At 73.1% G+C, this 11,686-nt stretch carries 7 protein-coding genes; 2 read left to right on the forward strand and 5 right to left on the reverse strand.

Annotated elements, in window-relative coordinates; translation table 11 throughout:
• Positions 1-7: 7 nt before the first annotated feature.
• The 5 genes from FJK98_RS25455 to ppdK all read right to left on the reverse strand — a co-directional run bounded on the left by FJK98_RS25455 (position 8) and on the right by ppdK (position 8,079).
• Positions 8-619, reverse strand: a complete 612-nt coding sequence (locus FJK98_RS25455) for a hypothetical protein (RefSeq protein ID WP_145921246.1) — start codon at positions 617-619, stop codon at positions 8-10.
• Positions 619-2,493, reverse strand: coding sequence for a DNA primase (gene dnaG / locus FJK98_RS25460; RefSeq protein ID WP_194821093.1), 1,875 nt, complete (start codon positions 2,491-2,493; stop codon positions 619-621). Before dnaG ends, FJK98_RS25455 begins: the two co-directional genes overlap by 1 nt.
• Positions 2,494-2,726: 233 nt before the next feature.
• Positions 2,727-3,560, reverse strand: coding sequence for a siderophore-interacting protein (locus FJK98_RS25465; RefSeq protein WP_145921248.1), 834 nt, complete (start codon positions 3,558-3,560; stop codon positions 2,727-2,729).
• Positions 3,561-3,838: 278 nt separating this feature from the next.
• Positions 3,839-5,140, reverse strand: a complete 1,302-nt coding sequence (locus tag FJK98_RS25470) for a deoxyguanosinetriphosphate triphosphohydrolase (RefSeq protein ID WP_145921249.1) — start codon at positions 5,138-5,140, stop codon at positions 3,839-3,841.
• Positions 5,141-5,376: 236 nt separating this feature from the next.
• Positions 5,377-8,079: a pyruvate, phosphate dikinase gene (ppdK, locus tag FJK98_RS25475; RefSeq protein ID WP_145921250.1), complete on the reverse strand. Its 2,703-nt coding sequence runs from the start codon at positions 8,077-8,079 to the stop codon at positions 5,377-5,379.
• 314 nt (positions 8,080-8,393) lie between these two features.
• Between ppdK and FJK98_RS25480 the strand changes: the two genes are divergently transcribed.
• Both FJK98_RS25480 and FJK98_RS25485 read left to right on the forward strand, forming a co-directional pair.
• Positions 8,394-10,175, forward strand: a complete 1,782-nt coding sequence (locus tag FJK98_RS25480) for a beta-N-acetylhexosaminidase (RefSeq protein ID WP_145921251.1) — start codon at positions 8,394-8,396, stop codon at positions 10,173-10,175.
• Positions 10,176-10,970: 795 nt separating this feature from the next.
• A complete protein-coding gene (locus tag FJK98_RS25485; RefSeq protein ID WP_145921252.1) occupies positions 10,971-11,627 on the forward strand; it encodes a C39 family peptidase in 657 nt (218 codons plus the stop codon).
• Positions 11,628-11,686: the final 59 nt, after the last annotated feature.

The raw sequence follows: 11,686 nt of genomic DNA on the forward strand, positions 1-11,686 counted from the left end.
ACGATCCTCAGAGGTCGGCGGGGGCCGTCGCGGCGCGGGCGGCGGCGACGAGCTGGTCGGTCTCGGCGCGTACCTCGTCGGCGTCGACCGGGGTGCCGGGGTCGTAGCGGACCGTCCAGGTCAGACCGTCCGCCCCGGCCACCCGCCGGGCCGCGATCCGCCCCGAGCCGCCGGGCACCGGGTGCTGCTGGGTGTACGCCACCGAGCGGGTCACCCGGGCCCGCACCTGGTGCGGCAGGTCACCCGGGTCGAGCAGCAGGTACGTCTCGGCGGGACCGTCGGCGACCACCAGGTAGCCGTCCCGCTCGGCAGCCGTCGCGGCCGGGGTGACCGTCAACTCCCGCCCGGACCAGACGGCCTTGAGGATGTCGTGCCACCCCAACCGCTCCCCCCGGCCCGGCAGCCAGAGCCCGAGGTTCGTCGCCACCAGCACCCCGCCACCGGCAGCATCACCACCGGCACCGGCCGACGCACCGCCACCGGCCGACGTGCCCTCGGCGGGCGACGCGCCACTGCTGCCGCCGTCGCCGGGAGCGGCCCAGGCCAGTACGCGTTCACCGGCGGCCAGGGGCGGGCGGACGGCGGACGGCACCCTGCGTTTGCGGCCGAACAGTCCCATCAGAGTCCTCCCGCGGCCTGCTCGCGCAGGGCCCGCGCGTGCTGTTCCAGCGAGAGCAGTTCCCCGAAGAGAGCGAAGTACTCGTCCTTCTGGGTGACCGGGTTGATCCGCTGGATCTTGGACTTGAGGTCCCTGATCCGGGCGGTCACCGAGCCCCACTGCAACCGGGCCATGGTGATCGAGACGTACCTCGGGTCGGGCTCGCCGTCGAGCCGCAGCGGTTCCACGGCCAGCTCGCCGACCAGCGCCTGGGCCGCCAGGTCGGTGCAGGCGTCCCGGACCGCCTCGATCCACACCGCGCCACCGGCCGCGACGGCCACCCCGCCGGCCGCCGCGATCGCGGTACGCACCGCGACGTGCACCGGGTGCCGGTACTCGGCGGCCTCGACGGCGTCGAACATCGGGCCGGCGAGGACCGGCTCCTGGAGGGCGAGCTTCAACGCCTCCCGCTCGACCATCGACTCCGGACTGTCCACGGCGGGCACGGCCGGCCGGGTCCGACCCCGGGGCGGGGCGGCGGCCTCCCGCTCGCCGGGGGACTGGGCGGCGGCCAGCACCGCCCGCTGCACCGGCTCGATCTCCATGCCGAGGTCACCGGCGAGCTTGCGGACGTACTCGGGACGCTTCTCCCGGTCCTTGATCTTGGCGACCAGCGGGGCGGCCCGGCGCATCGCCTCCACCCGGCCGTCCACCGTGTCCAGGTCGTACCGGTTGATGACGTGCCGCAGGGCGAAGTCGACGAGCGGCTCGCGGCGGGCCACCAGGTCACGGATCGCCAGGTCACCCTTTGCCAACCGCAGGTCGCACGGGTCCATGTTGTCCGGGCTGACCGCGATGAAGGTACGCCCGACGAAGCGCTGGTCGTCCTCGAAGGCGCGCAGCGCGGCCTTCTGCCCGGCGGCGTCCCCGTCGAAGGTGAAGATCACCTCACCGGCCACCGCGTCGGTGTCGAGCAGCAGCCGGCGCAGCACGCCGATGTGGTCGGCGCCGAAGGCCGTGCCGCAGGTCGCCACGGCGGTCGGCACCCCGGCCAGGTGGCAGGCCATCACGTCGGTGTAGCCCTCGACCACGACCACCCGGCCCTGCTTGGCGATCTCCCGTTTGGCCTGGTCGATGCCGTAGAGGACGTGCGACTTCTTGTAGATCGGCGTCTCGGGGGTGTTGAGGTACTTCGGGCCGTCGTCATCGTCGAAGAGCTTGCGGGCCCCGAAGCCGATCACGTCGCCGGCGATGTCCCGGATCGGCCACATCAGCCGGCGGCGGAACCGGTCGATCAGGGTGCCCGAGCGCGACGGCCGGGACAGCCCGCCGGTGACCAGCTCGTCGTGGCTGAACCCCTGCTGGCGCAGGTGCTTGGTGAGCAGGTCCCAGGCGTCCGGGGCGAAGCCGCAGCCGTACCGCTGCGCGGCGGCCCGGTCGAAACCGCGCCGGGCCAGGAACTCCCGGGCCGGACGCGCGCCGGCCGTGGTGAGCTGCGCCTGGTAGAACTCCACGGCGGCGGCGTGCGCGGCCACCAGCCGCTGCTTCTGCCCCTGCTGCGGGCGGGTCCGGGGGGTCGACTGGTCGTTCTCGACGTACCGCAGCTGGATGCCGGCGCGGTCGGCGAGCCGTTCGACGGACTCGACGAAGCTGAGATGCTCGGCGTCCATCAGGAACTTGATCGCGTCGCCGCCGACGCCGCACCCGAAGCAGTAGAAGACGTTACGGGCCGGGGAGACGTTGAACGACGGGCTCTTCTCGTCGTGGAACGGGCACAGGCCCTTGAGGTTGCCGCCACCGGCCGACTTGAGGGTCACCGTGTCCGAGATGACCTCGGCGATGGAGGTGCGCTCGCGGACCAACGCGATGTCCTCGTCCCTGATCCGCCCAGCCACCGACGCCACCTCCTCAGGGCTACATCCTGCCCTGCCGCACCGACGATCCGGCGTCGGGGGGACGCCGTGTGGCCCACACCGCCACCGACCACGGGACGGGCATGCGGGGAGCGGTGGTGCCGGGTCGGGGGCGACGTCGGGGCGTCCGCTGGCGATGGTGTCGGCGGCGGGTCGGCGGAGTCGCCGTACGGCCCGGCGTGGCCGGGTCGCGGCCTCGTCGCCGTACGGCCGGGTCAGCCGACGGCTGCGGCCTCCTCGGCCTCGACCTGCCGGTTCCAGTCCGGCTTGGTGGAGCGCCAGCCCTCGTCGTCCATGCCCTGCCGCCAGTAGCCGGAGATCGACAGCGCCTCCCGGGGCACCGACCGCTCGACCCGCAGCAGCCGGCGCAGCTCCTTGACGAAGGTGGCCTCGCCGTGCACGAACGCGTGCACCCGGCCGGGCGGAAACTCCAGCTCCCGGACGGCCGCGACCAGGGCCTCGCCGACCGGCCGGCCGGCCCGGTGCAGCCAGGTCAACGCCACCGCGCCGGGACTCGGCAACGCCTGCTCGTCGGCCGGGTCGGCGATCTCGACCAGGACGACCGCCGGGGCGCCCTCGGGCAGCCGCTCCAACGCGGCACCGATCGCCGGCAGGGCACTCTCGTCGCCCACCAGCAGGTGCCAGTCCGCCGTCGGATCCGGCGCGTACGCCCCACCCGGGCCGACGAACAGCACCTCGTCGCCCGGACGCAGCCGCGCCGCCCACGGCCCGGCCAACCCCTCGTCCCCGTGGTGCACCACGTCGATGGTCATCTCCCCGGCCGCCGCGTCCCAGGCCCGCACCGTGTACGCGCGCAGCCGGGGCCACTGCTCCCGGGGCAGCTCCCGCTTGACCGCCGTCAGGTCCAGCGGCCTCGGCAGGTCCACCCCCTCGGGCGGGAAGACCAGCTTGACGTAGTGGTCGGTGAACTCCCCCACCGGCAGACCGGCCAACTCCTCCCCACCGAGAACGAGCCGGACCAGGTGCGGGGTGGGCCGTCCGGTCCGCACCACCCGCGCCGCAGTAACCATCTTGGAGCGCTCCGCCATAAAACTAAGGCTACCCTAACTCCCCCACCCCCGCTCCCCCGCCCCACGCCCGCCCCCGCCCCCGGTGATCAAGAGGTTTGCGTCAACCTCCCCCGTGATCAAGAGGTTCGCGTCAACCCAGTGATCAACTTTGACGCAAACCTCTTGATCGTTTGACGCAAACCTCTTGATCACCGGAGCGAGGGGCGGGGGCGAGGGGCGAGCGACCGGACGGGGCGGGGCGGAAGGCTGGGGCGGGCGGGAAGGGAGGTGGGACCGGGCTAGGGCGGGACCGGTGTTCAGGTGAGGTGGGTGTGCCAGGTCAGGGCGGCGGGGTCGGTGAGGGAGGCGACCTGGTCGATGATGACGCGGAGGCGGGCGGGGTCGTCTCCGGCCTGCCGCCACAGCGGGGCGAAGACCGGATCGAGGGCGTCCGGGGCGCGGTCGGCGAGCACGGTGACCAGTTCGGTGAGGACCTCCCGCTGACGGTGGTAGCGGGCGCGGGCGTCCGGGCGGCACATCACGTACCGCCAGGCGATGCCCTTGAGCAGGGCGCACTGCGCCCTGATCCGGCGCGGCACGACCAGGTCGGCGGCGTACCGGCGGTGCGGGCCGGGGCCGAAGCGGTCCCGGGTCGCCCCGACCACGGTCGCCACGAACCGGCCGGTGAGCACGCTGGTGGTGGCCTTGAGGGCGACCTGCGCCCGGTGGCTGCCGTCGTACCCGGCCAGCGGGGTGAGCGCCGGGTCGGCGAGCAGTTCGACCAGCACCCCGCCGAGGTCGTCCGGGGACTCCCCGGAGTAGACGGCGGCCACGTCGACGCAGAGCGCGGCGCGTTCGTCCGGGTCGTGCAGGAGGGGACGCAGCGAGACGTAGCCGCCGTGGATGCCGTCCTCGACGTCGTGCACCGAGTACGCCACGTCGTCGGCCCAGTCCATCACCTGCGCCTCCAGGCAGCGGCGGGCCCCACCGGACGGGTCGCCGGGTTGACCGGGACCGGGTGGGACCGGGGCGGGGCTGCCGGCGCGCAGCCAGTCGAAGACCGGGCGGTCGTCGCCGTACACACCGAACTTGCGCAACCCGGGGCGGCGGGGCCACGGGTACTTGCTGACCGCGTCGAGGGCGGCCCGGGTGAGGTTGAGCCCGGCCGGGCTGCCGTCCGGGGCGAGCACCTTCGCCTCCAGCCGGGTGAGCACCCGCAGCGTCTGCGCGTTGCCCTCGAAGCCGCCGCAGGACGCGGCGAGCCCGTCGAGGGTGTCCTCGCCGTTGTGCCCGAACGGCGGGTGCCCGAGGTCGTGGGCCAGCCCGGCGGTGTCCACCAGATCGGGGTCGCAGCCGAGCCGGGCCCCCATCTCCCGGGCGATCTGGGCCACCTCCAGCGAGTGGGTCAACCGGGTACGCAGGAAGTCGTCGGTGCCGGCGACGTGCACCTGGGTCTTCGCGGCGAGCCGGCGGAACGCCGCCGAGTGCAGCACCCGGGCCCGGTCCCGCTCGTACGGGGAGCGGCCGTGGCCGGTGTCCTTGGGTGCCTCCTGCACCCACCGTCGCGCGTCGGCCGGGTTCCCGTCGACGCCGGGTGGTCGGGCGGGCGGTTCCACCATCCGGCCTCCCCTTCACGGTCGTCCCCCAGGGTCGGGGGAGCCCAGGTTACGCCGCACCGCGCGGGTGTGCGCGCGCACCGGGAACCCCACGACCCTTCCGGGCACCGCCGCCGGGAACACCCCGCGACGCCGACCGGTGCTGGCCAAGGCGGACAACCCTGCGACGCCGACCGGTGGCGGCCCGGCGAATACCCGCGACGCCCACCGGTGGCCGGGCCGGTGGGCGTCGCGGGCGGTCAGCGGCTGTCGGAGCCGGTGGTCTCGATGGCGGCCCGGCCGGCCTCCAGCCGGGCGACCGGCACCCGGAACGGCGAGCAGGAGACGTAGTCCAGCCCCACCTCGTGGAAGAAGTGCACCGAGTCGGGGTCGCCGCCGTGTTCGCCGCAGACGCCGAGCTTCAGCCCGGGGCGGGCGGCCCGACCCTCCTCGGCGGCGATCCGGATCAGCCGGCCGACGCCGTCGCGGTCGATCGACTCGAACGGGGAGATGCCGAAGATGCCCAGTTCCAGGTAGCGCCAGAAGAACGCGCCCTCGACGTCGTCGCGGGAGAAGCCCCAGCCCATCTGGGTGAGGTCGTTGGTGCCGAAGGAGAAGAACTGCGCCGCCTCGGCGATCTGGCCGGCGGTCAGCGCCGCCCGGGGTACCTCGATCATGGTGCCGATCAGCACCTCGACGCCGCTGTCCCCGACCACTTCGGCGATGATCTTCTCGGCTTCGGCGCGTACCGTCTCCAGTTCCTGGACCGCGCCGACCAGCGGGACCATGATCTCGGGGCAGGCCGTGCCGCCGTCGCGGGTGACCGCGACGGCGGCCTCGGCGATGGCCCTGACCTGCATCGCGAACAGGCCGGGGATGACCAGGCCGAGGCGGACCCCGCGCAGGCCGAGCATCGGGTTCTCCTCGTGCATCCGGCGGACGGCGGCGAGCAGCGCCTCCTCCTTGGCGACGTCCTCGCCGCGTTCCTGGGCGACGGCGACGTTGACCGCGAGTTGTTCCAGCGGGGGCAGGAACTCGTGCAGCGGCGGGTCGATCAGCCGGACGGTGACGGGCAGTCCGGCCATCTCGCGGAAGATCTCCACGAAGTCCTGGCGCTGTAGGGGCAGCAGAGCGGCGAGCGCGTCGGTGCGGTCGGCGTCGGTGGCGGCGAGGATCAGCCGTTCGACCAGTTCCCGTCGGTCGCCGAGGAACATGTGCTCGGTGCGGCACAGGCCGATGCCCTCGGCGCCGAAGCGCCGGGCGCGGGCCGCGTCGGCCCCGGTGTCGGCGTTCGTCCGCACGGCCAGCCGCCGTCGCGTGTCGGCGTGCGTCATGATCCGGTGTACGGCCCGGACCAGCGCGTCGTCGGTCCGCTCCGGGTCGAGGGTGCCCTCGAAGTACTGCACCACCTCGGACGGCGTGACCGGCACCTCGCCCAGGTAGACCTTGCCGGTGGTGCCGTCGATGGAGACGACGTCGCCCTCGGCGACGGTGTGCCCGCCGACGGTGAACCGCTTCGCCGGCACGTTGACCTCGATCTCGTCGGCCCCGGAGACACAGGTCTTGCCCATTCCCCGGGCCACCACGGCGGCGTGGCTGGTCTTGCCGCCGCGCGAGGTGAGGATGCCCTGGGCGGCGATCATGCCGTTGAGGTCGTCGGGGTTGGTCTCCCGGCGGACCAGGATCACCGCCTTGCCCTCGGCGGCCAGCTCGACCGCGCGGGCGGAGGTGAAGACCACCGCGCCGGAGGCGGCCCCCGGGGAGGCCCCGATACCCGTGGCGACCGCCTCGATCCCGTGGTCGAGCTGGAAGCGGGGGAACATGAGCTGGGCGAGTTGCGCGCCGTTGACCCGGTGCAGCGCCTCGTCGAGGTCGATCAGGCCCTCGTCGACGAGCTGACCGGCGATGACGAACGCGGCGGCGGCGGTGCGCTTGCCGACCCGGGTCTGGAGCATCCAGAGCTTGCCGCGCTCGATGGTGAACTCGATGTCGCAGAGGTCCTGGTAGTGCCCCTCCAGCCGGGCCATGATGTCGAGCAGCTGGTCGTAGGAGGTCTTGTCGAGCCGTTCCAGTTCCTGCAACGGCACGGTGTTGCGGATGCCGGCGACGACGTCCTCGCCCTGGGCGTTGGCCAGGTAGTCGCCGTAGATGCCCTGCGCGCCGCTGCCCGGGTCGCGGGTGAAGGCGACGCCGGTGCCGGAGTCGGGGCCGAGGTTGCCGAAGACCATCGCCACCACGTTGACGGCGGTGCCCAGGTCGGCGGGGATGCGCTCCTGGCGGCGGTAGAGGATCGCCCGCTCGGCGTTCCACGACTCGAAGACCGCCCGGATGGCCAGGTCGAGTTGTTCGCGCGGCTCCTGCGGGAACTCCCGCCCGGTGTGCTTGGCGAAGATCTTCTTGTACGTCTCGACGAGTCCGCGCAGGTCGCCGGCGTCGAGGTCGAGGTCGTCGTGCGTGCCCTTGACGCGTTTGGCCTCGTCGAGGGCGTGCTCGAACTCCTCGCCGGGCACCTCGCAGACGGTCTTGCCGAACATCTGGATCAGCCGCCGGTAGGAGTCCCAGGCGAACCGGTCGTTGCGCCCCGCCTGGTTGCTCAGGCCGACGACGCTGCGGTCGTTGAGGCCGACGTTGAGGACGGTCTCCATCATGCCGGGCATCGAGAACCGGGCGCCGGAGCGTACCGAGACCAGCAGCGGGTCGTGCGGATCGCCGAGGCGTCGGCCCATCGCGCGTTCCAGCGCCTCCAGGTGGGCCTCGATCTGCCCGGCCAGCCCGTCCGGCTCCCGTCCGGTCGCCAGGTACGCCTGGCACGCCCCGGTGGTGATGGTGAAGCCCGGTGGCACCGGCAGGCCGAGATTGGTCATCTCGGCGAGATTGGCACCCTTTCCACCGAGCAGGTCCTTGAGGTCCTTGTTGCCCTCGGCGAAGTCGTAGACGTACTTGTCCGTCTCGTGCGCTGTCACCAGAAGCCTCCCACGCGCGCCGGAATTGACACTTAACGAAGGTTCAGTTCTGACTTACCCCGGGGCTGACCACCGGCAATCCGGCCTGGTCAGCGTTCGGTGGGCGAAGGTTAAGCGAACATCGGGCGGGCCGGGACCGTTCGGTGACAATAGGCACAGCGGTCACGACTATCCGCGTTCACGCCGGTTTCTGGGAACGCTTCCACGAGCACGATCACGCAATTCCGGTTCCTCCTCGTACTCTTGACGTCACCCGTCACGCCAAACCTGACCTTTGCCATATCCCTCGCGAATACACCCCTCGGAGCCGCCCCGTGTCGCGCACCCCACGTACCGGCGTCGCCCCCGTCCCCGAGCAGCCGCCGCGCCCCGACGCCGGCCCGACCCCGGCTACGCCGCCCACGGTCACGCCGCCCACGGTCACCCCGGCCGCGGGCACGCTGGCGCGCAGCGCCGCGGAGGCCGCCGGGCGGCTGCTCACCCGGCCGGCCCTCGGGTTGGGTGACGTGGTGCCGGCGCCCGCGTCGGTCCGGCCCAGTCCGGCCGCCGACTTCGTCCTCCCGGCCGACGCGGCGGTACGGGTCAGCGCCGACCCCGCCGCCCGGGAGGTCGCCGGCCACCTCGCCGAACTGCTCCGCCCCGCCACCGGCTACCCGCTCCCGGTCGCCGACCTGCCGCCCGCCCCGGGCCCGCTCCAGCTCACCCTCTCCGCCGCCGCGCCGCACGGCCCGGCGGCGACGGTGTCCGGCGACGCCGAGGGCTACCGGCTCGACGTCGGCACCGACACGGTACGGATCACCGCCGGCACCGCCACCGGCCTGTTCCACGGCGTGCAGACGCTGCGGCAACTGCTGCCGGCAGCCGTGGAGAGCCGGACCCCGGTGGCGCAGCACTGGGTGGTGCCCGGCGGCACGATCGTCGACCGGCCCCGCTTCCCCTACCGGGGGGCGATGCTCGACGTGGCACGGCACTTCTTCAGCGTCGAGGACGTCTGTCGGGTGATCGACCACCTGGCCCGGTACAAGCTCAACCACCTGCACCTGCACCTCACCGACGACCAGGGCTGGCGGATCGCCGTCGACTCCTGGCCCCGGCTGGCGACGGTCGGCGGGCGCACCGCGGTCGGTGGCGGCCCCGGTGGCTGGTACACCGCCGCCGACTACCGGCGCATCGTCGGACACGCCGCCCGGCGGCACGTCACCGTCGTGCCCGAGGTGGACCTGCCCGGCCACACCAACGCGGCGCTGGTCGCGTACCCCGAGCTGGCCCCGGGCAGGGTCGCGCCGCCGCCGTACACCGGCACCGAGGTCGGTTTCAGCTACGTCGACCCCACCGACGAGCGCACGTACGACTTCGTCGCCGACGTGCTCGGCGAGGTGGCCGCGCTGACCCCCGGGCCGTGGCTGCACATCGGCGGGGACGAGGCGTACAAGGTCAAGGGGGCGGCGTACACCGGGTTCGTGGAGCGGACGCAGCGGATCGTCGCCGGGCTGGGCCGGACCGTGGTCGGTTGGCACCAGATCGCCCCCGCCGGGCAGGTCGACGGCCGGGTGCTCCAGTGGTGGGGCACCGACGGCGACGACCCCACGGTGGCCGAGGCGGTACGCCGGGGCGCCCGGGTGATCCTCTCCCCCGGCAACCATGCGTACCTGGACATGAAGTACGCCCCGGACACCCCGATCGGGCACGACTGGGCCGGCCTGATCGACGTGCACCGGGCATACCACTGGGACCCGGCGACCCACCTGACCGGCGTCCCCGCCGAGGCGGTGCTCGGCGTGGAGGCCCCGCTCTGGACGGAGTCGGTGACCTCGCTGGCCGAGATCGAGTTCCTGTTCTTCCCGCGCCTGCCCGCCCTCGCCGAGGTGGCCTGGTCCGCGCCGTCGACCCGGGGCTGGACCGGCTTCCGGGAGCGGCTGGCCGGCCACGGCCCGCGCTGGCGCACCGCCGGCATCACCTTCCACCCGTCGCCGGAGATCCCCTGGCCCGCCGCGCCGGCCGGGCGGCATCTCCCCGACGCCGCAGGTACGCACCGGAATCCCGCCCCCGACCAGCCCGCACCGGGCCGAGACGCCACCACACCCGACACGCGTTGACCCAAGTCACCGCTCAACTTCCCGACCTCCCCGCACAGCGGGCACCCCAACCCGGCGGACTCTGCGGCACGGCGAGTTCTCCGACCTGCCGGAGGATCGCCGGCCGCTGCCCCACCACCTCCGATCACCGCCAGTCACTTCCGACACGAAAGCCACATCTATCACACAGCGTGACCGTTTCTGGCCATGATCAGCGGCCACCTTGCACCCCATCCGCCCCCAACCCACTCTGAGCTGCGCACTCTCGTCACTTCCCGGCAACCACCACACACCTCCCTCGCACGCTTTGCTCTGCTGCCACATACGCACCAGGCACACGGAGTGACTGTCGCGGGGAGGGCGGCAGAGCAAAGCGTGCGGAGGGGCAAGTGGCACGGGGGTGGTTTGTGACTGTGAGTGACCGGGTGGTGGGTTGCCGACGGGTGTCGTCGGTAGCGACGCTGCGATGACGGATCGGCCCACCGGCGGGTGACGGGGGCCACCCGTGGGGCGGAATCGTCGGCCGGCCGGGGTCGTTACACCTGGTATCCGCGATCGCCTGGCCGGTCGCCGGCTCGGCCCCCCGACCAGCAGGGCGGCGTAGCGCCACCCGGCACCCGGCCGGCAGAGCCGAGCCACCCGGTCAACGGAGGCGGGCGGTGGAATGCCTGAACCGGCGAACCGGTTGTGCCTCCCCGGCCGGCATCCCCGCGATCGCCGGTCCGATCTTCCTCTTCACCTGCCGATGTGGCACCACCGCGTCACCGCACCCCCTGCGGGACGCCGTGGAACCCCCGACACGCAGAGGAGCACGCCATGCGTACCGACATCCTGCGGAAGACCGTGCTCACCGCCGCCGGCCTCGCCGTCACCGCCGGTGGCATCGCCGGCCCCGCGCTGGCCGCGCAGGCCGCCGAGACCACCCGCCCCGCCGCCGTCGTGCAGACCGACCGCAAGCCGGCCGGCGAGCGTGAGCTGAAGGTCGACTACGCCGCGCAGCCCAACTTCTACTACTGCGGCCCGGCCGCCGCCCGTAACGCGCTGAGCGTGCAGGGCAAGAACATCGACGTGGACGCCATGGCCAAGGAGATGGGCACCACCGAGAGCGGCACCGACAGCATCAACGACATCACCCCGATCCTGAACAAGGAGACCGGCCGCAAGGACGCGTACCGCAGCACCGAGATCCCGGCCGGCAAGGTCGACGGCAAGCGGATCGACCGGCTGCGCGCCGACATCGTCCGGGCCGTGGACGACGGCCGCGCCGTGGTCGCCAACATCGCCGGCACCGCCACCGACACCGACGGCAACACCCACTCCTTCGAGGGCGGGCACTACATCAGTGTCGTCGGGTACCGCGACGGTGGTCGGGTCGTGACGATCGCGGACTCCGCCAACCCGGACACCGCCTCCTACCGGATCGACGTCGGCGAGCTGGCCCACTGGATCGCCAGCCGTGGCTACGCCTCCTGACCCGCGCCGACACGCGAAGGGCCGACCCCCGATGGGTCGGCCCTTCGTCGTTCGGCACC

Source organism: Micromonospora sp. HM134, from assembly GCF_007833915.1.
GTDB classification, from domain to species: domain Bacteria; phylum Actinomycetota; class Actinomycetes; order Mycobacteriales; family Micromonosporaceae; genus Micromonospora; species Micromonospora wenchangensis.

Excerpts from the sequence above, each read along its gene's own strand:
- FJK98_RS25455 (WP_145921246.1), bottom strand. The coding sequence starts at position 619 with ATGGGACTGTTCGGCCGCAAACGCAGGGTGCCGTCCGCCGTCCGCCCG.
- FJK98_RS25465 (WP_145921248.1), bottom strand. The coding sequence starts at position 3,560 with ATGGCGGAGCGCTCCAAGATGGTTACTGCGGCGCGGGTGGTGCGGACC.
- FJK98_RS25470 (WP_145921249.1), bottom strand. The coding sequence starts at position 5,140 with ATGGTGGAACCGCCCGCCCGACCACCCGGCGTCGACGGGAACCCGGCC.
- FJK98_RS25485 (WP_145921252.1), top strand. The coding sequence starts at position 10,971 with ATGCGTACCGACATCCTGCGGAAGACCGTGCTCACCGCCGCCGGCCTC.